Annotated in this window: 16 protein-coding genes and 6 pseudogenes; 18 read left to right on the top strand and 4 right to left on the bottom strand. The window is 39.1% G+C overall.

The features are described 5' to 3' along the window. Positions 1 to 54: 54 nt before the first annotated feature. From E3C75_RS11840 to E3C75_RS09425, 4 genes are all read left to right on the top strand, one after another. Positions 55 to 327, top strand: a complete 273-nt coding sequence (locus E3C75_RS11840) for a hypothetical protein (protein WP_223899726.1) — start codon at positions 55 to 57, stop codon at positions 325 to 327. Between the two features lie 354 nt (positions 328 to 681). Beyond that, positions 682 to 1,860 (top strand): hypothetical protein, encoded by a 1,179-nt coding sequence (locus E3C75_RS09435; RefSeq protein WP_223899727.1) that lies wholly within the window; start codon positions 682 to 684, stop codon positions 1,858 to 1,860. A gap of 178 nt (positions 1,861 to 2,038) precedes the next feature. Beyond that, positions 2,039 to 3,454: a Y-family DNA polymerase gene (locus tag E3C75_RS09430; protein WP_111679654.1), complete on the top strand. Its 1,416-nt coding sequence runs from the start codon at positions 2,039 to 2,041 to the stop codon at positions 3,452 to 3,454. Next, on the top strand, positions 3,451 to 3,810 hold the full coding sequence (locus E3C75_RS09425; RefSeq protein WP_084826059.1) for a hypothetical protein: 360 nt from the start codon (positions 3,451 to 3,453) through the stop codon (positions 3,808 to 3,810). Before E3C75_RS09430 ends, E3C75_RS09425 begins: the two co-directional genes overlap by 4 nt. A gap of 45 nt (positions 3,811 to 3,855) precedes the next feature. On the opposite strand, the gene E3C75_RS09420 is transcribed toward E3C75_RS09425, so the two are convergent. Continuing rightward, complete coding sequence (locus E3C75_RS09420) at positions 3,856 to 4,068, bottom strand: hypothetical protein (RefSeq protein WP_223899728.1); 213 nt, start codon at positions 4,066 to 4,068, stop codon at positions 3,856 to 3,858. On the opposite strand from E3C75_RS09420, the pseudogene E3C75_RS09415 reads away from it, so the two are divergent. Both E3C75_RS09415 and E3C75_RS09410 read left to right on the top strand, forming a co-directional pair. After that, a pseudogene (locus tag E3C75_RS09415) lies at positions 4,068 to 4,568 on the top strand (SSURE domain-containing protein); the annotation flags it as partial. The gene E3C75_RS09420 and the pseudogene E3C75_RS09415 overlap by 1 nt on opposite strands. A gap of 79 nt (positions 4,569 to 4,647) precedes the next feature. Further along, a pseudogene (locus E3C75_RS09410) lies at positions 4,648 to 5,301 on the top strand (response regulator transcription factor). A gap of 47 nt (positions 5,302 to 5,348) precedes the next feature. On the opposite strand, the pseudogene E3C75_RS12325 reads toward E3C75_RS09410, so the two are convergent. Continuing rightward, positions 5,349 to 5,779: pseudogene (locus tag E3C75_RS12325) on the bottom strand (ferredoxin reductase family protein); the annotation flags it as partial. 267 nt (positions 5,780 to 6,046) lie between these two features. Here E3C75_RS12325 and E3C75_RS09400 point away from each other — a divergent pair. Continuing rightward, positions 6,047 to 6,391 carry a hypothetical protein gene (locus E3C75_RS09400; RefSeq protein ID WP_011681366.1) on the top strand — a complete coding sequence of 115 codons (345 nt, stop codon included), beginning with the start codon at positions 6,047 to 6,049 and terminating at the stop codon, positions 6,389 to 6,391. A gap of 220 nt (positions 6,392 to 6,611) precedes the next feature. Here the strand turns inward: E3C75_RS09400 and E3C75_RS09395 are convergent, their stop codons facing one another. Next, positions 6,612 to 8,096 carry a DUF1846 domain-containing protein gene (locus tag E3C75_RS09395; protein WP_111679652.1) on the bottom strand — a complete coding sequence of 495 codons (1,485 nt, stop codon included), beginning with the start codon at positions 8,094 to 8,096 and terminating at the stop codon, positions 6,612 to 6,614. 334 nt (positions 8,097 to 8,430) lie between these two features. Here E3C75_RS09395 and galE point away from each other — a divergent pair, with 334 nt between their 5' ends. The 7 genes and pseudogenes from galE (at position 8,431) to E3C75_RS09360 (ending at position 14,882) form a co-directional block, all read left to right on the top strand. Next, positions 8,431 to 9,432, top strand: coding sequence for a UDP-glucose 4-epimerase GalE (gene galE, locus E3C75_RS09390; protein WP_111679651.1), 1,002 nt, complete (start codon positions 8,431 to 8,433; stop codon positions 9,430 to 9,432). A gap of 132 nt (positions 9,433 to 9,564) precedes the next feature. Further along, positions 9,565 to 10,407, top strand: coding sequence for an aldo/keto reductase (locus E3C75_RS09385; protein ID WP_111679650.1), 843 nt, complete (start codon positions 9,565 to 9,567; stop codon positions 10,405 to 10,407). 97 nt (positions 10,408 to 10,504) lie between these two features. Then, positions 10,505 to 11,189 (top strand): annotated as a pseudogene (locus E3C75_RS09380) (DUF1275 family protein). A gap of 97 nt (positions 11,190 to 11,286) precedes the next feature. Continuing rightward, complete coding sequence (locus tag E3C75_RS09375) at positions 11,287 to 11,919, top strand: nitroreductase family protein (protein ID WP_043878288.1); 633 nt, start codon at positions 11,287 to 11,289, stop codon at positions 11,917 to 11,919. Between the two features lie 188 nt (positions 11,920 to 12,107). Continuing rightward, positions 12,108 to 13,400, top strand: coding sequence for a PTS transporter subunit EIIC (locus E3C75_RS09370; RefSeq protein ID WP_014608497.1), 1,293 nt, complete (start codon positions 12,108 to 12,110; stop codon positions 13,398 to 13,400). Next, entirely contained in the window at positions 13,387 to 14,250 is an 864-nt protein-coding gene (locus tag E3C75_RS09365) for an alpha/beta hydrolase (RefSeq protein WP_111679649.1), read from the top strand. Before E3C75_RS09370 ends, E3C75_RS09365 begins: the two co-directional genes overlap by 14 nt. A gap of 182 nt (positions 14,251 to 14,432) precedes the next feature. After that, on the top strand, positions 14,433 to 14,882 hold the full coding sequence (locus E3C75_RS09360) for an Rrf2 family transcriptional regulator (RefSeq protein WP_071417530.1): 450 nt from the start codon (positions 14,433 to 14,435) through the stop codon (positions 14,880 to 14,882). Between the two features lie 76 nt (positions 14,883 to 14,958). Here the strand turns inward: E3C75_RS09360 and E3C75_RS09355 are convergent. After that, positions 14,959 to 16,207, bottom strand: a pseudogene (locus E3C75_RS09355) (ISL3 family transposase). A gap of 227 nt (positions 16,208 to 16,434) precedes the next feature. Here E3C75_RS09355 and E3C75_RS09350 point away from each other — a divergent pair. From E3C75_RS09350 to E3C75_RS09340, 4 genes and pseudogenes are all read left to right on the top strand, one after another. Beyond that, entirely contained in the window at positions 16,435 to 17,253 is an 819-nt protein-coding gene (locus E3C75_RS09350; protein WP_065973344.1) for a VOC family protein, read from the top strand. 179 nt (positions 17,254 to 17,432) lie between these two features. Then, on the top strand, positions 17,433 to 18,035 hold the full coding sequence (locus E3C75_RS09345; protein ID WP_064355605.1) for a nitroreductase family protein: 603 nt from the start codon (positions 17,433 to 17,435) through the stop codon (positions 18,033 to 18,035). A gap of 208 nt (positions 18,036 to 18,243) precedes the next feature. Then, entirely contained in the window at positions 18,244 to 18,342 is a 99-nt protein-coding gene (locus E3C75_RS11835) for a glutamyl-tRNA amidotransferase (protein ID WP_223899660.1), read from the top strand. Continuing rightward, a pseudogene (locus E3C75_RS09340) lies at positions 18,343 to 19,168 on the top strand (aldo/keto reductase). Positions 19,169 to 19,317: the final 149 nt, after the last annotated feature.

Here is a 19,317-nt window from a genome sequence, read left to right as displayed (position 1 = left end):
GGGCATCTAAATTTTGCCTCGGACGATGAATATAAAACATTCATTGATGCTGTAATGACTGGAGAATGGTCTGAAGAACTCTTTATGATCAATCTCTCAAATCCTATCGGATGCGAACACTTCCTTGCAGCACGAGAAGATGGCAATGGTGGACTAATTTGGGATGTCGTCGATTATAGTGAGGGAGACCGCTTCACTAAAGAACAAATTCAGACGATTGTTCCAGAAGCATATCGATATAGTGCCTTTATGCTCTCTGAGATTGCTGCAGAAAAAGACTGGGGCCCAGAAGCCCAACACCAACGACTTGAACAAGCCAAAAAATAAGCCAAAGAACATGAAAAGACTATCGAAAACTTTCCAAAACCTCGTGTAATCACAGATGAAGAAAGACAAGTTGAACTTACACAAAGTTCTATTAGAACAGTAGCAGCAACCTTGAGACCTGCACAATAAACATTGAATGAACTAAGGATAACATCACTATATGCTATCCTTTTTGTATTGAATCGCATACCACGCGCAACATTTCACTTCTCAACTCCAATAATTTTCTAGAATAATAATCAAAAGACTACTTTAAAATGTGAGAATATTTAAGTATAATAAAAACAGAATACTTAATAGGAAGTCCCCGTTAGCTATTTGAGGTAACGAACACTTGATTTTTGGAGATTAAAAATGAAATCTGATTTTATGAAAAGAATTAATACAAAGAAAAGTGCCATAATTTCTCTTATCGTACTATTTTGTTTCGGTATAGGGTACTATGTACTTGCAATTTCACCACATCAAAGAGCGGTACAGTCATTTAATGAAGTGACAGCCAAAATTCAAAAAGAAAACCGTAGCATAGAGGAAACAATCAAAGTATCTAAGGAACTACTTAGTAGTAAAGATAAACCCTTAGACGAAAGTCTGACGGTTGAGTTAAAAAACGAAGTCTCAACTGCTGAAAAGAAAAAACAAGTAATTCCTAAAATCAAAAAGAAAACAAGCGACATCAATAAACAAGTTAAATCACTAAAAAAACCAATTAACTACACAACAGAGATAAAAGTACTTAAAGATAAAAACCAGAAGTATTCAACAAGTGTTAAGCAGTTAAAACAAATTACAAATCCTTCCAATACATTTGTGGAAAGTCGTCTTAAGGAAATTGATACGATTTCAGATGTTCAGTCAGCCACAGAAGATAATGATCCAAACCAAGGCTTAAACAAGCAAGGAAGTTATACGGCAGCAGTTTATTTCGCTGACAACGAAGTAACTAATCCAGTTCCTGGTGCTGATTTAGTAGCAAAAGGTACGGATGCAGGTGGGTGTGTTGAAGTCTATAAAACTGCAGAAGATGCCAAAAAACGAAATGACTATTTAAGTGCTTTCGATGGCCTTCCAACTGTCATCAACCCTGGGTCACACTATGTTTACGGAACGGTTGTTATTCGTGTCGCAGCATCATTAACGGCATCGCAACAAAATGCTTTGACGCAAAAAATATATGAGAAGTTAATTGAGATTAAAGATGATAGCACAAGCAAAAACACCTCAAAAACGGAAACCTCATCCTCTACGAAACCATCATCGTCTAGTTCAAACTCTACTCAAGCAACCGTTAGTGAATCAGCTTATAGTGACACCAGAACTGTAGCTGGAAGCACCCCAAAAACACCTGCACAACAACAAGATTCTGGGGTTCCCGAATCATCAAATGATATAATGTTAAATCCTGAATACCATAGCTATGTTGATGAAAATGGTTATAATTCGCTCTTGGGTGCCAATGTCCTAGATAATAGCAACGGAGGCAATAACTCTAATGCCTCTACCGAGTCATCATCAATGGGAAGTTCTAAATAAGTTACTTATAACTCGATACTCCTTTTAAAATGAATTAGAAGACTACTGAAAACGCCAATTACACAGTTATTGGTGTTTTTTTACTCTCAAATACTATTGGCAACACTGTAACACTTGAAAACCTCACGAAAATAGTCTATACTTTTGTTAGTATATAAACTAACAAAAGAGGTAACACATGGGATATTTTGATTACACTAGGGAACCTCGCAGTGATATTGCCTTTATTGATATGAAGTCTTTCTATGCTAGCGTAGAATGTGTTGAGAGAGGGCTACATCCTCTAAAGACTTCTCTATGTGTTATGAGTAGAGCTGATAACTCTGCAGGTCTTATCCTAGCTTCTTCACCGATATTTAAGAAAGTATTTGGGAAATCAAACGTAGGAAGAGCATACGACCTCCCTTTTGATGTTCAAACAAGAAAGTTCTCGTACTACAATGCCAAGAAACAAGGACTGAGAACAGATCCAGAATACGTGCGATTCATTGAAGACTGGGCAAAAGTGACTTTCATCGTTCCTCCCAGAATGGACGAGTATATCGCAGTTAATATGGAAATCCAAGGCATTTTTCAAAACTATGGTAGCCCAAATGATATTTACCCTTATTCTATAGATGAAGGTTTTATTGACCTATCTAGTTCTCTTAATTACTTCGTTCCAGATAAGCAGTTGTCTCGAAAGCAAAAACTCGACCTTATTTCATCAAGGATCCAAAGAGACATCTGGAGACAAACTGGTATCTATTCAACCGTTGGTATGTCCAACGCTAACCCTTTACTAGCTAAACTTGCCCTTGATAATGAAGCAAAGAAAACTCCAACCATGAGGGCTAATTGGTCCTATGAGGATGTAGAGCAGAAAGTATGGGCTATTCCAAACATGACGGATTTCTGGGGTATCGGTAAAAGAATGGAGAAACGCTTCAACACATTAGGTATCCATTCAATCAAAGACTTGGCAAATGCTAACCCAGATATCTTGAAGAAAGAACTAGGAGTAGCTGGCCTTCGTTTATGGTTTCATGCTAATGGTATTGATGAAAGTAACGTTCATAAATCCTATAAACCCAAATCAAAAGGTCTAGGCAACTCCCAGGTTCTCCCTAGAGACTATTTTAGACAACGTGATATTGAGATTGTCCTTAGAGAGATGGCCGAGCAAGTTGCTATCCGACTGAGAAGGATAGGCAAAAAAGCGACTGTTGTTTCTATACACCTTGGCTACTCTAAGCAAGAAAACAAACGTTCTATCAATACTCAAATGAAAATTGAACCAACGAATAACACTAACAAGCTGACAAACTATGTGTTGAAGTTATTCCATAATAAATACACTTCAGGAGCAATCCGAAGTGTAGCGGTTAATTATTCTGGTTTTGTAGATGAATCTTTTGATTTAATCTCACTGTTCGATGATGTCGAACAAATTGAAAAAGAAGAAAGGCTCCAGACAGCAATAGATTCTATCAGAGACCAATTTGGCTTTACCTCTCTACTAAAAGCTAATGCACTTGACGGTGCATCGAGAAGTATTGCCAGAAGTAGTCTTATAGGAGGACATTCTGCTGGAGGATTGGATGGTTTAAAATGATTGATCGTTCCTATTTACCATTTCAAGCAGCAAGAGAATACCAGGATCCAGGGATGCAAAAGTGGATGGGGTTCTTTCTGTCCGAACATACCTCATCATTACATGCTGCTAAAAATCGTTTTGACTTCTCAACAGACTTAAGTAAACCTCAGAAACTCTTATTACTTTCTCAACTCTATGCCAACCAACTTAAAGGGCAGTTCACTATCAAACATAGAGATAAAAAAGTTACTTTATTTGGTGAAGTGAGAGAACTGTCTCGTAAGGAAATATCAATAAAGACTAATGAAGGGTATAGATTAGTCCAACTCGACAATATTCTTCAAATTCATCTTTTGGAAAATCACATATACTAAAAAAAGCAACAACCTATATTATGTGGTTGTTGCTTTTTAACTAGATTAACTAAAATCAACTGTAATGATTGAACCATCTTCATCAATGATAATATCGACAATTTCATCATCTTTATCTGCTTCATTCAATAGATTTTCAGCATAATCCTTTGCACTTGTTTCCTTAATAGTTTCTATTTCGTTTTTTTCTTCTGCCTTTAATTCCTTATGTGTTTTATATTTATTCCAACCCCACTTACCTAAAGATACAATCAACACCTCCAAAAGGCTTGGCTAAAGGCCAATATTTCTAAGAAGTAGATTTGAATGGTAACACGACAGGCAAAGAAGGACAAGCCCTTCTAGACCAACTTCGTGCCAATGGCACTCACACTTACCAAGCTACTGTCAAAGTGTATGGTTCTAAAGATGGCAAACCAGACTTGAGCAATCTAGTTGCTACTCATCAAGTAACGATTCGACTTCATGGATCAGAAATGATGTCCAGAACTCCTCAAGGAGATCAGATATCTATGTCTTCTTCTACGTCAGACTTAATGAACAAAATTAAATATATGACGAAAGAGGCCCATGTTTCAGAGATGAGAATGGCTGATTCCACAGATAATTCCATGGCTAAGACTAAGAAAAATGATGGGCAACCTATACTACCAAATACTGGGAAAGCTCAAACGGCTACAGCTGGCCTTGGTATGTTTGGTCTAGCCTTGGCAGGTCTTGTTGGACTTTTAGGTTTGACAACCAAACGAGAAGATTAAGATTCAAATCATTTAAATATTAGAATAAATAGTGTTATACTGACTATGTGTAACACTGTTTTTATCAAAGGAGCGTCAGATGAAAAAGACAATTTTGCTGGTTGATGATGAGATAGATATTCAAAACCGCTATTTTTTACAGGCGGGATACGATGTTTTAGTTGCTCATGATGGCAAGGAGGGATTAGAACTTTTCAGAAAAAAATCTATTGACGTCATCATCACAGATATCATGATGCCCAATATGAACGGTTATGATTTTATCAGTGAGGTTCAATATATTGCTCCTAATCAACCCTTTCTCTTTACAACTGCTAAAACAAGCGAGCAGGATAAGATTTATGGATTAAGTTTGGGGGGATATGATTTCATAGCCAAACCGTTTAGCCTGCGCGAATTGGTTTTAAGAGTGAATAATATCTTACGTCGCCTTAGCCGTTGAAGTGAGACAGAGCGGATCGATCTTGGTGACTTAGTAATCTACCATGTGACTCATGAGGTTCACATAGGGGACCAATCTTTGGAATTGACAGTGAAATCCTTTGAACTTCTATGGATATTGGCTAGCAATCCTGAGAGAGCCTTTTCAAAGACGGAACTTTACGAGACGGTATGGCAAGAGGAATATGTGGATGATAGCAATACACTCAATGTTCATATCCATGCTTTGAGGCAAGAGTTGACCAAGTATACAAATTCAAATACTCCTGCTATCAAAACTGTTTGGGATTAGGGCTATAAGATGGAAAGACCAAGAGATTGAAAATGAAATAAAAAAACTATAATCAAATAGACATGGGAGAGACCAAAAATATAGGCTAAGTAAACCAACCGATGAAGCCAATGCCAAGTCTCGTATTTGAGACTTTTACCAAGAAAGGCCAGAACTACAATGGCCAAGAAAGTATGAATGTCAAGGTTTCCTAGCTGACCAGCTAGACGGGACCCCTATAGACTCCCCATACCGATGTTGTGGAAGACAAGGAGAATAACTGATAAGATGGCAAGAAATTTGTGGATAGCGTACATTCTCTCAATTCCGTTAAAGAGTTTTCTAAAAGTCGTGATCGTGTTGCCAACATAAAAGTCCATGATAAGGTTGTTAAAGCTAGACCGGGAGTGACGAAGTTTGTCATGCCCGTTGCTAACCAGACGTAGACCGTAAGAACAATGCTTACGGTTAGTAGGAGAATTCCTTTATATGATTTCATGTAACCTTTTTTCTATATTTACATTATTACCAACTAGTTGTAAACGACGTTGTTACATTATATCTTAATATCTTATAACGGATTTCCTGTCAAAAATAATTGATTTTTTGAAGGAAAAGTGGATAGTGATATAGCAATCAAGATATCCAATACTTTTTGAAAAGGCACAAAATTGTAAAGGAACCTTGATTTAATAGTCGATTATCTTGTGAAAGCTTTTCGAAAAAGTGTATACTATAAGTAGAAGATAGGAAAAGGAGATGCTTAGTGGCTAGTATTACAATAGAAGCTAGTAAGGTGGCTAGAAAGAGTCCCATTCGAGTAGACACTAGTCTTGTCGGGACGGTTTCTGGTGTGGAAGCAGTGACTGTTTCCCTACCATCATCAAAAGCTCGATTGAGTGTTGGTAAATTGGGTTACAAGTCCAACACTATTACTGTGGAGGATGGACAAACCGTTCGGGTTACTAGCAATTTTCTAAATCATTTGATAGCGATAGCTCCATTGCTTCTCTACCTTTTTGGAGGTCGTTACCTCCCACTTGTTGCTGTTCTATCTACTATAGTTTTGCTTTTTAGCTTACCTTTTCTCAAGTTAGAAATCGTAGGCTGATTAGAATCGGGAGTGGCTTAGCCCTCTGTTTGATACCTTTAACTCATTTTTTTCATAATAATGCTAGGCCACCCCTTTTTATTAGGAACGGGTTGAGACGAAAAATTAGTTATCAAAAAGGGAACTCGATAGAGTTTCCCTTTTTTCTTTATCAAGCTAAAGTCATTTTTAAAAGACCCTAGTTATTAAAACTGAGGTCTTTGATGTTTATAGTCAGTTATCACTTACGGTACAATTTGTCGTATTGATAGTAAGGATCGAATGTGACATTGATACCAAGCTTACGAAGAACATTTTTATCTTCATCAGTAAGGATTATAGTTGAGTGAGCTTCAGACCCCTTAAGGTTATCAAGTTCCTCCATGGCACGTGCCGCATCCACATTGTTGGCAGCTGTAATAGCCAAGGCAATGAGGATTTCGTTGGAATGTAGACGAGGATTACGGCTACCCAGATGGTCAATTTTCAGACCTTGGATAGGTTTAACCACTTCAGGCTCGATAAGTTTAGTATCCTTATCAATACCTGCAGAAGTCTTGATAGCATTAATCAAAGCAGCTGCAGTTGGACCAAAGAGTTCAGAATTTTTACCAGTTATGATTTGACCATTTGGTAATTCGAGGGCAAGAGCAGAACCACCTGTTTCTTCAGCCTTAGCGCGTGCTGCAACGACCACTTGGCGATCTTCAGGAGTAATACCAAGATCATTCATGAGCAACTCAATCTTCTTGACAGCAGTCTCAGGCACACGTTCATTTTTGAAATCAAGAACGGTTTGATAGTAGCGACGGATGATTTCTTGTTTAGAGGCTTCTTTAGCTGCCTCATCATCCGTAATGGCAAAACCAACCATGTTAACACCCATATCCGTAGGTGAAGCGTAAGGTGACTCACCAAGGATGCGCTCAAGCATACGTTTGAGGACTGGGAAAATCTCGATGTCACGGTTGTAGTTTACCGTAGTTTTGCCATAAGTTTCCAAGTGGAATGGGTCAATCATATTGACATCATCAAGGTCGGCAGTGGCAGCTTCATAGGCCAAGTTAACTGGGTGATGAAGCGGCAAATTCCAAACTGGGAATGTTTCAAATTTAGCATAACCTGATTTGATACCATTGATTTGGTCGTGGTACATGTTAGACAAACATGTTGCTAATTTACCAGAACCAGGACCAGGTGCGGTAACGACAATCAGGTTACGGCTAGTCTTGATATAGTCGTTTCTTCCCATACCTTCAGGAGAAATGATATGGTTTATATCCGTTGGATAGCCCTTGATAGGGTAGTGGATGTAAGACGTGATGCCATTTTTTTCCAGTTGGTTATGGAAGGCGTCAGCCGCAGGTTGACCTGAATACTGCGTAATAACAACAGAACCTACATAGATATTGAGCTCGTTGAATTTATCAATCAGACGAAGGACCTCTTGGTCGTAAGAAATACCAAGGTCACCACGAGCCTTAGAGTGCTCGATATTGCTAGCATTAATGGCAATGACCACTTCAACCTGATCTTTGAACTCTTGAAGGAGCTTGATTTTATTGTCAGGCTCATAACCAGGAAGGACACGGGCAGCGTGGAAATCTTCCAACATCTTTCCACCAAACTCCAAGTAGAGCTTACCGTCAAACTGGTTAATACGCTCTAAAATATGGTCGCGTTGTAGATTCAAATACTGTTCAGAACTAAAAGCTTGTTTCTTCATAAATAAAAATACCTCTGAGAAAAATTATATCAAATGCCGAAGGTAAAGGCTATTAGCGAAGGACGATTTATTGGAGAAAAAGAGGTGAAAGTCAATCATGAAACGTATTTTTTATGATAGTCCTTTAGAGTTATTATTTAATTTGGGTTCTCATCTCAGCAGTTAGATTTCTAGATAACAATCGCTTTAGAATATTTAATTTCATAAAGGAAAAATGCTTGCCAACTAACTGTTGGCGACCATTTTTTATCCTCTTTCACCTTACTTAACTCAAGTTGGTCTCGTAGACTAGAAGTATGTTTTCATAATAGAAAAATAAGAAAAAGGTAAATTTATAGCAATCTTAGTTTTAGGTGGAGCTGGTTACATCGGTTCTCACATGGTGGACCGTTTGGTTGAAGCGGGCCAAGAAAAAGTTGTTGTCGTGGATAACTTGGTGACGGGTCACCGTGCGGCAGTCCATCCAGACGCTGTATTCTACGAGGGGGATTTAGCAGATCAAGATTTTATGCGTAAAGTCTTTAAGGAAAATCCTGATGTTGATGCGGTTATTCATTTTGCGGCTTACTCACTTGTGGCTGAGTCTATGGAAAAACCACTTAAATATTTTGACAATAACACCTCTGGTATGGTGAAGTTGCTTGAGGTCATGAACGAATGTGGTGTCAAATACATTGTCTTCTCATCAACAGCTGCGACTTATGGTATTCCTGAGGAAATTCCAATCCTTGAAACCACACCACAAAACCCAATCAATCCTTACGGTGAAAGTAAGCTTATGATGGAAACTATCATGAAGTGGTCAGACCAAGCCTACGGCATCAAGTATGTTCCTCTTCGTTACTTTAATGTGGCGGGTGCCAAACCTGATGGTTCGATTGGTGAGGATCATGGTCCTGAAACCCACCTCTTGCCAATTATTCTCCAAGTGGCTCAAGGTGTTCGTGAGAAAATCATGATTTTTGGAGATGACTACAATACTTCAGATGGTACCAATGTTCGTGACTATGTACATCCATTCGACTTAGCGGATGCCCACCTCTTAGCAGAGGAGTATCTCCGTAAGGGCAATGAGTCAACAGCCTTCAACTTAGGCTCTTCAACAGGATTCTCAAATCTTCAAATCCTTGAAGCAGCTCGTAAGGTTACTGGTAAAGAAATTCCAGCTGAGAAAGCAGGTCGTCGTCCTGGTGATCCAGATACATTGATTGCATCCTTTGAAAAGGCTCGTACAGTCCTAGGTTGGAAACCACAATTTGACAATATCGAAAAAATCATCGAAAGTGCCTGGGCATGGCATTTAAGCCATCCAAAAGGTTATGACGATAGAGATTAATCATAAGGAATAGGAGCACCACCTGGTAGAAAACTACAATTTGGAGTTTTTCCTATAGTTCATAGTAAATCTTTGCATTTTTATCTGATATCTTTTAAGATAATTCTATTACAACTTGAAAAGGAGAACAGGATGGAAACATATACACTTTCAAATGGGGTTGCTATTCCTAAAATTGGTTTTGGGACTTGGCAGATTCCAGAAGGGGAAGTAGCCTACAATAGCGTTAGTTTCGCACTTAAGGTTGGTTACACACATATTGATACAGCACAAATCTACGGTAACGAGGTTTCTGTAGGTAAGGCGATTGCTGATAGTGATGTGGCGCGTGAGGATCTTTTCCTAACGACTAAACTCTGGAATGACAAGCACGATTACGATTTGGCTAAGGCCTCTATCGACGAATCTCTCGAAAGATTAGGTGTAGATTATTTGGATCTTTTTCTCATCCACTGGCCAAATCCAAAGGCACTTCGTGAGAATGATGCTTGGAAGGCTGGCAATGCAGGGGCTTGGAAGGCAATGGAAGAAGCCTACAGAGAAGGTAAGATACGTGCTATCGGTGTGTCTAACTTTATGCAACATCATCTAGAAGCTCTTTTTGAAACAGCTGAAATTATGCCACATGTCAATCAAATTCTCTTGGCTCCAGGTTGTACCCAAGAAGATTTGGTTGCCTATTGCCGAGAGCGTGACATTCTTCTTGAAGCATATAGCCCACTAGGTACTGGTAGTATTTTTGGGAATGAAGATGTTGAAGCAGTAGCTGAACGTAATGGAAAATCTGTTGCTCAAGTTGCCCTACGTTGGAGCCTTCAAAAAGGTTTCTTGCCACTACCTAAGTCAGTGACACCAAAAAATATTGAAGCCAACTTGGATATCTTTGACTTTAATTTGTCAGAGGAAGACATGGCAGTCTTGGATAAGATTCAAGGAATCAAAACTCAGGTTGATCCTGACACAGTTAATTTTTAATAGAAAAAGCAACTCGTCAGGGTTGCTTTTTAGTGTGTTTCTTTAGATTTGCTATAATAAAACTATCATTTTTTTATTTATAGATGGGAGTTACGTAATGGCGTCTCGAAATCTTTTGCCTCAGAATACACGTATGATGGCCAATTTGCTCAGTTTTTTTGGGGGGGAGCTTTGGAATGTTTTTTGTCATATGTATTACCATAGTTTGGTTGCCACTCAGACGGGGAATATTCTCTTGTTAGTTGCTGACTGGCGTAGTAGTAGCATGTACCATAACATATTGCGATGTTTCTCTATTCTTTTCCATAGGTTTTCTTTTTGGAATGTGGTTTAAAGACCATCGTAAGAATGCTTACTGGCGTGTTCATGGTCTACTTCCTCTTTTTGTGATGACTGCTATTTTACCATTCTTAAGGCCAAATGCTCTAATAGAGCTTCTGATTATTGCATTTTCTGTGGGTGTCATGATGAAGACTTTTACCGGTAGTCAGATTGAAAATCACCCCTTTATGATTTTTATGACTTCAGGAAATTATCGAAGGATGCTGACGGCACTTTATTATGTTATTCAGGGTAGCAAGGATCAGAAAGAATATCGTTGCCAGGCGGTCAATTATAGCTTTGTCGTAGGCAGTTTTATGCTTGGTGCTGTTGTATCAGCTCTTCTCATGCGCTTCATTTATATTAAGTCAATCTGGCTAATCACACTCAGCCTCTTGACCATCATGGTTTACTATTCATCTGAAGTGAAACGTCTGGGACTCAAGAAAACCAATCTTTAGTTTAGGTATTTTTGTAGTAATTGTTTTTGATAAAAATAGTCTTGTGCTATAATCTTGGTTATATTAATTTTGTCTAATGATAAAAAGGAGACATAAGATGCCTATAGTAAGTAATGATTTTTCAGATATTGTATATAACCGTCGTTCCATTCGTAAGTTTGATACCTCTGTCAAGATTCCACGTGAAGAAATGTTGGAAATCTTGGATAAAACCGTTACGGCACCATCATCAGTGAACATGCAACCTTGGCGCTTTGTTGTCGTTGATAGCGAAGAAGGCAAAGATAAATTGAAACCTTTTGTCAGCTACAATGGTGTACAAAATGAAACATCCTCAGCCATGGTTCTCATTTTTGCCGATTTGAAGAGCCAAGAAAGAGCAGAAGAAATCTATGGGAAGGCCGTTACTCAAGGAAAAATGCCAGAAGAGGTCAAGGAGAAACAACTATCAAGCATTGTACCAATGTATGAGAATGCTCCTTTCGAAGTGATGAATGAAATTGTCCATATCGACTCTAGCCTTGCTGCTATGCAGTTAATGCTCGTTGCTCGCTCTTATGGATACGATACAAATGCCATCGGTGGCTATAAAAAAGACGGTCTTGCCAAAGCGTTTGGTCTTGATGAAGACCGACATGTGCCTATTTTGATTATTGCCCTTGGGAAAGCTGATGAAGAAGGCTTTGAGTCTGTTCGTTTGGACGCCTCTGATGTGACTACTTTTGCTTAATAAATAATCGGCCATGAGTCTCAAAAGTGGAGACTCATGTTTTTTTGTATTAAAAGATAACAAAGTATTTTTAGTAAGATTGAGAAGTTGGTGTAACCCAGGATTAAGGTGAGGCCTCTTTCTTTGTGCTATAATGTAAGAAAACGTTGCATTTAAAGTTTACTTTTGCCAATTTCTAGGAGTCTTTCATGATAGACTATTTGATCCTGAGGTTTCTCTGGCTTCGTGAGCGGGGCTTTGTCCAGATTACTCAAAAGACCTTGATTTCGCTCTTTCCATTTTTTCTGATTTCAGGAATTATTCGGGTGATTTCACTATCTGTTTTTTCGGAGATGGGCTATATCAATCAGCTGTTTTCAGTTTCTGACTGGTTACCGACCTTTAAGATAACTGGGCAGGTGCTCATTAATCTTTCCAACTTTCTTGGTGGCTTAGCAGGGCCCTTATCAACCTATTTTGCAGGAAAATACACAGCTGGTCACTATGGTAGAAGTACTGGTACAGCTGGTGTGACATCCCTTTTGGTTAGCTTGATTATAGGATCGCAGGAGCTGTTGCTGTCACCGCTAAACGATGGTGTCTTGACTCGTATCAATTTACCGGATTCAATCAACATTATTTTGGCTATATTTGTGGGGTATCTGGTTGGCCAGATTTTTCGCTTTTCGAGAGCTAGTGATGATCAGATTGTGGATAAGGACTATATTTATCAACCAAAGACTGTTCGTCCCATTTTTTTATCACTCATTTTAGCTATTGGGCTTAACCTTCTTCTTGTTATTGGAGATCAAGCTAATGTTTTTCAAACGATTAGGAAGTTTACTTCTACCTTTACTGTAACTGATAATCATCTGTTGTCAACCTTTATGATGGGACTTTTGAACACTTTTTCTGCTTGGATTGGGAATAATCAGGTTTTTACCCCAAATTCCATTGCCGAGGATAGTTTTGCCTTGGAAAATCTGACCTATGCTGTTTCTCATCATACGACGACTGGGCTTCCCCACCTTTATACGCTAACAAACCTTTATCATAGTTATGGTATGGTTGCTGGCATTGGCTCAGGGCTAGCCCTCTTGGTGGCTCTGCTTTTAGCATCAACCAGTTATAAGGATAAGAAGGTGAGTCTTCTAAGTGTCTTTCCTAGTCTCTTTAACTATGGGGCTCCATTTATGGTGGGGATACCAGTCTTGTTAAATTTAGTTTATTTGGTTCCTTTCCTACTGGCACCTATGGTAAATATAGGTATTGCTGCGGTGTCCTTGGCTATCCATCTTATGCCAGCTGCGGTTTATCCAGTTCCAGATGGCACACCAAGTCTTCTTTACGCCTTTATCGGAACTGGGGGTAGCTTACGAGCTCTAGCTATTAGTATCCTCTGTTTGGGAGTCGACATTCTTATCTTTATTCCATTTGTGCGTCTGTCTAATAAGGTACAACACGGTCTAAAAGAGGAAGGAGAAAGCCTTGAAACTAAATAAAAAAACTAAGTTGGTCTTTATCCTTGTTGCTCTCTTTCTCATTGGTCTAGCCGTCCCATCCTATAGTTGGACTAGGAAAAATGTCAAGGAAATAGAGACTTTCTATAATTCAAAATTGTCTCCCATTATCATGATTCCAGGGAGCTCTGCTACGGAAAATAGATTTGATGGCCTAGTACGTAAGCTTAATCAAGACCGTCGTGGTGTCAAGCATAGCCTCCTCAAGGTTAAGGTTTGGAATAATGGGCGTATCACCTTTGAGGGTAATATCAGGAAAAATGACAATGAGCCTATTATTGTTATCGGATTTGAAAATAATAAGGATGGCTATAGCAACATTAAGAAACAAGCCAAGATGATGAATCAGGCCTTTGAAGCCTTGCAGAATAAATACAATTTCAATAATTTTAAAGGGTTGGCACATTCAAATGGTGGCTTGATTTATACGGCTTTTATTGAAAATTATCTTAGCGACTACGATGTCAAGATAAATTCTTTGATGACTATCGGAACGCCCTATAATTTCACTGAAACCAATATTAAAAATAAATCGGTCATGCTAGCAGACTTTATAGCTGCTAAAGAGAATATTCCGTCTACCCTGCATGTCTATTCGGTAGCGGGAACCATTACCTATGATTCGGACGAGCTGGTTCCTGATGCTAGTGTGTCCGCTGGGAAATATATCTATCAGAATCAGGCAAAAAGTTACACTGAAATCACTGTTACAGGTGAAGATGCCCAACACTCGGATTTACCAACCAATGATGAAGTAGTGGACTTGATCAAACAACATATCGAAGGACAAGGTCTTCGCAAGAAGCAAAAGACCAAGTTAGAGCCTCACTAGACTAATAATACTATGTATTATTAGTCTAGTTACTTATTTTCAAATACAAAAGGATAGAGTTTATGATAGCTCTATTTTTTTAGTGTAAGAGGAACTCTTTCAGTTGTTGTAACTCCTTGTTTTACAACGTTGGTTTTGTTATAATTGATTGAAAAGAAAAAGATTAACGAGAGGTTCTTGATATGCAAATTCCAAGTCGCTTTACCATTGCTGTCCATATTTTGACCCTCATAGCACAAAATAAGGGAAATGAAACTAAGCTAACCAGTGATTTAATGGCGAGTAGTGTGGGTGTCAATCCAGTTATTATCCGCAAAACCTTGTCACAACTGAAGAAAGCAGACTTGATTTTTGTTCAAAGGGGAAGTGGAGGAGCGACATTAGCCATGGCACCAGAGGAAATTAACCTTTTACAGGTTTATCGTGCGGTGGATAGCATCGGTCCAAGTGGGCAACTCTTTAGTTTTCATGACAATCCTAATCCAGCGTGTCCAGTAGGACGTAATATTCATGGTATTTTGGATCAGAGCCTAGAAGATGTTCAAATGGCAATGGAAAAAGAACTCGAAAAGAAAACTTTAGCTGGTATTTTAAAGGATGCTAAGGATAACTGGAAAGAAACTGGAGCTTGATTTTTAGATCTTAAATGATAAGAAATCGAAAATTATGGCTCTTTGTCAACTGTAGTGGGTGACGAAAAGCTAACATCTAGAGAGGACCGGATAGGTCCTTTTTTTATGTATGTTCAGTGTGATGAAGACACGCTTCTTAAAGTTGATAAAGTTTCTAAAATCGAAGCCCAAACGTTTGATGTCTTTGATCAACTTATTAGTCGCTTCAAGTTTCGCGTTTGAATAGTCCGTTTCTAGTGCGTTTTTGATGTATTGCTTGTGTCTAAGAAAAGTCCTAAAGACAGTTTGAAAATAATGATTGACCTTGCTCCTATTTTCCTCTATCAGTTCAAAGAACTCATCTACTCTCTTCTCCTGAAAGTGAAAAAGCAAAAGCTGATAAAGTGTATAGTAGTCAGTAAGCTCTTTTGAAAAGACTAGTGTCTTCGCGACAACTTCATGTGGTGCTAAAGTTTGGCGGAAAGTCTTTGAATAAAAAGAGTTGAGAGATGGTTTACGGCTGTCCTTTTGGAAGAGTCGCCAGTGATTTTTCAAGGCTCGATAGGGTAGTGACTTCTTATCGAACTGGTTCATAATTGCAATTCTTGTCTTTAAAAAGGCACGTCCAAGGTGCTGGATGATGTGGAAACGATCAAGAACGATTTTTGCGTTTGGAAAGAGCTTGCGAGCCAGTGGAATATAAGCTCCAGACATATCCATCGTGATAAACTGTGCCTGTTGTCGGACTTTCAATGGATACTTCAAAAGTAGTTTCGTATAGTAGTTTGGCGGCGATTATCAAGGATGGTTATGAGTTCGTTTGTCTCATAATTCTGCGCCACAAAAGCCAATTCCCCTTTCTTGAACCCAAACTCATCCCAGGACATAACAGCTGGAAGTTTGTCATAATGTTCCTTGAAAGTAAACTGATCAAGCTTACGATAGACAGTGGACGTCGACACGCGAAGTCTTCTTGCAATATCAGTTAGTGATCCCTTCTCAGTTAGGAGTTGTATAACTTTTTGTCGGACTAGATTGGAGATTTGGCAGTTTTTCTCAACGATAGATGTCTCAGCCACCGTTACTCTCCTACAATTTTTACACTGGAAACGACGTTTTTTCAGACGTAGTAGAGTTGGCGTTCCCGCTTGCTCGAGAAGAGGGATTTTAGAAGGCTTTTGAAAGTCGTACTTGATCATCTTTCCATGGCAATGAGGACATGATGGTGCAGGGTAATCAAGTTTTGCTTTAATCTCGATATGAGTGTCAGTTTCAAAAACAAGTGAAATCTTGATATTTTGGTCTTTAATTCCGATTAATTCTGTGGTATTCTTAATAAGTCTCATAAGTTCTTCCTAATGATGGTTTGGTTGCTTTTCATTATAGTTCTTATGGGACTTTTTGTCTGCATTCAAAAAGCTCTATAATCTCTATGGTGGTTTTACCCACTACAGAAATTATAGAGCCAAAATTATTCGGTTTCTTTTTTGATTCTAGGTTGTAATAATTGATATTACAATAAAACCAAGTATAATAATGTCACATAAAAGATTACAACACAGGAGAAAATCATATGACATACGATTACAATAGTAAGATTTACCTCGCAGAGGCGGTACTCAATGTAAAGGACTTAGCTGGTCAGACGGAGACGGCCTTTTACACACAGATTGTTGGACTTGGAATCCTAACCAAAACGGAAAGGGAAGTTGTTTTAGGAGCTGGAAACAAGCCTTTGGTCCATCTGATTCAGACCAATCGTGAGGAAGCGGTCAAGTCCAGTTATGGTATCTACCATATGGCGATTTTGTTACCGTCTCGCGAAGATTTAGCAGATGTTTTCAAACATATTGCTGATCTGGATTATCCATTTGTCGGTGCAGCTGACCATGGTTATAGTGAAGCCCTTTATTTGGAAGACCTTGAAGGCAATGGTATTGAGCTTTATAGAGACAAGCCGGTTGCTGAATGGGATATTCGTGAGGATGGTCGCATCGTTGGTGTCACAGAAGAGTTATCAGCTCAAGAAATTTACGATATGGGACGGAAGGTTGAGCCTTTTGTGATAGCTAAGGATACTCGCATGGGGCATATTCATTTATCAGTCAAAGATAGTCAGCTAGCAAGTACTTTCTATCAGGATGTTTTAGAGCTAGCGGATAAGTTTACCATTCCAAGCGCTAGTTGGATTGCTTCAGGTGATTACCACCGTCACCTTGCTGTCAACGAGTGGGGCGGAAAAAACTTGTCCAAACGTGACAAAGATATGCCTGGTCTTGCTTACCACGTCATTGAATTGGCAAACAAGGACGACTTGGTTGGCATAGCAGAGCGTACTAACAATCGTGGAGGCAAGGTCAAATGGTCATCTTCTAATGAGTTAACAGTTTAGGATAAGGATGGTATTTTGACACGCGTAAGAAAGAAATATTAATAACTAGTGATTTTTTGAGTCGTAACTATTGACGTTACATTTTTAACGGCTATAATGGTTATTGTAATCAAAGTTATTACAAAGTAGCTTAACAATTTTAACAATTAACATTTATGATAAAGGAAGAGGGAATACCTATGACCTACTTTACAGACTTACAAATAAAACGCCGTTCAATCTATGCTTTGGGAAAAGACCTTGAGCTCTCTAACCAAGAATTGATTGAAACCATTCAAGGAGCTGTCCTTAACACACCAACAGCCTTCAACTCACAAACATCACGTGTGGTGATCTTGCTGGATGAAGAATCAGATGCTTTCTGGAATGAAATCGCTTATTCAGAGCTTGAAAAAGTAACGCCAGCAGAAGCTTTTGAGGCAACAAAAGAACGTTTGGCAGGTTTTGCTCAAGCTAAGGGAACAATCCTCTTCTATGAAGATCAAGATGTAGTGAAAGGCCTTCAAGAGCAATTCCCACTTTACGCTGAAAACTTCCCAATTTGGTCAGAGCAAGGTCATGGAATCGCCCTTTATGCGACATGGTTGGCTTTGGCTGAGAAGAATATCGGTATGAACGTACAACACTACAATCCACTTGTTGATGAACAATTAGCTGAAAAATATGACATTCCAGCTAACTGGAAACTCCGTGCTCAAGCACCATTTGGTCAAATCGTAGCAGCAGCAGGAGACAAAGACATCCAAACAGAAGGTCGTTTCAAAGTTTTTGGCGATAAATAATCACTTTAACTCAGGCAGTTAGCTTGACAATTGGCTGTACTATGACTGAACATTATCAAAATGATAAGACAAAAAAGTAGCAGGATTGAGAAATCTTGTTATTTTTTTGTATCCTAATACCAGTTAGTAGATTAATTATAAATGAAAGCTATAACTTGAGATTTGAAACCCTTTTCACTACAATAGAACTATAGAAAAGGAGGCGGACATGAAGTATATTGAGTTTGCTGAAAATGAGCGTTTATCAACCATTGTTCTTAGGATGATGCGGATTAGTCATATGAGTGAAGATGAGGTGGAGGTCTAGGTGGATACAGCCTTGTCGATTGGCATTAACACTTTTGACCTAGCGGACATCTATGGTGATGGCCAGTGTGAGGTTCTGCTGGGGAAGGTTCTCAAGCGCCGTCCGGATCTTCGAAATCAGATGTGGATTCAGTCCAAGTGTGGTATTCGCAAGGATAGCTTTACCTATTTTGATTTTTCCAAGGACTATATTTTGGACTCCGTTGATGGCATCCTTGAGCGTCTGCAGATTGAACGATTAGATAGTCTCCTCCTTCACCGACCGGATGCCCTCATGGAGCCTGAAGAAGTGGCGGCAGCTTTTGACCACTTGGAGCAAGTAGGAAAGGTTCGTCATTTTGGAGTGTCCAATCAAAATCCTATGATGATGGAATTGCTCAAAACGGCTGTCAAACAGCACCTAAAAGTCAACCAGTTGCAGTTGAGTGCCGGCCTTTACACCGAGCTTTGAGGCTGGTTTTCATGTTAATATGGAAGGTCCTAAAGCAGCCGTGCGAGATGGCAGTGTCTTTGAGTATTGTCGCTTAAATAACACAGTGATTCAGGCTTGGTCCGTCCTCCAGCATGGCTATTTCGAGGGGAATTTTGTCGGAAATGAAGAGTTTGCAGCCCTTAATCATGTCCTTAATGACTTGGCGAAGAAATACCAGGTCACTCCGACAGCTATCGCCCTTGCTTGGGTCCTCCGCTATCCAGGTAAGATGCAGGCTGTCATCGGAACAACCAAGCCCCAGCATGTCCTTGAAGTGGGGAAAGCAGCAGAAGTCACCTTGACCCGCAAGGAATGGTACCAAATCTACCTGTCTGCAGGTAATGATTTACCTTAGAATATTTATTAGTAGACCAGACGTCACTTGTATCGGTGAGCTGGTTTTTTGTTTTATGCTTTGCAGATTTTTCTTGGCAAGTCTTTCTTTGTTATGGTATTTGTTAGGTAACAAATGTTGCGTAACAACTGTTGCGTGAAAGGAGTCTT

It is taken from the genome of Streptococcus thermophilus (assembly GCF_010120595.1).
In the GTDB taxonomy this organism is placed as follows: domain Bacteria; phylum Bacillota; class Bacilli; order Lactobacillales; family Streptococcaceae; genus Streptococcus; species Streptococcus thermophilus.
Note: the sequence above shows the minus strand (reverse complement) of the source record. Positions and strands in the feature narration are given on the sequence as shown.

Excerpts from the sequence above, each read along its gene's own strand:
- E3C75_RS09370 (WP_014608497.1), top strand. The coding sequence starts at position 12,108 with ATGATAGACTATTTGATCCTGAGGTTTCTCTGGCTTCGTGAGCGGGGC.
- E3C75_RS11835 (WP_223899660.1), top strand. The coding sequence starts at position 18,244 with ATGAAGTATATTGAGTTTGCTGAAAATGAGCGTTTATCAACCATTGTT.
- E3C75_RS09375 (WP_043878288.1), top strand. The coding sequence starts at position 11,287 with ATGCCTATAGTAAGTAATGATTTTTCAGATATTGTATATAACCGTCGT.
- E3C75_RS09395 (WP_111679652.1), bottom strand. The coding sequence starts at position 8,096 with ATGAAGAAACAAGCTTTTAGTTCTGAACAGTATTTGAATCTACAACGC.
- E3C75_RS09385 (WP_111679650.1), top strand. The coding sequence starts at position 9,565 with ATGGAAACATATACACTTTCAAATGGGGTTGCTATTCCTAAAATTGGT.
- E3C75_RS09435 (WP_223899727.1), top strand. The coding sequence starts at position 682 with ATGAAATCTGATTTTATGAAAAGAATTAATACAAAGAAAAGTGCCATA.
- E3C75_RS09350 (WP_065973344.1), top strand. The coding sequence starts at position 16,435 with ATGACATACGATTACAATAGTAAGATTTACCTCGCAGAGGCGGTACTC.
- E3C75_RS09345 (WP_064355605.1), top strand. The coding sequence starts at position 17,433 with ATGACCTACTTTACAGACTTACAAATAAAACGCCGTTCAATCTATGCT.
- E3C75_RS11840 (WP_223899726.1), top strand. The coding sequence starts at position 55 with ATGACTGGAGAATGGTCTGAAGAACTCTTTATGATCAATCTCTCAAAT.
- E3C75_RS09360 (WP_071417530.1), top strand. The coding sequence starts at position 14,433 with ATGCAAATTCCAAGTCGCTTTACCATTGCTGTCCATATTTTGACCCTC.
- E3C75_RS09430 (WP_111679654.1), top strand. The coding sequence starts at position 2,039 with ATGGGATATTTTGATTACACTAGGGAACCTCGCAGTGATATTGCCTTT.
- E3C75_RS09425 (WP_084826059.1), top strand. The coding sequence starts at position 3,451 with ATGATTGATCGTTCCTATTTACCATTTCAAGCAGCAAGAGAATACCAG.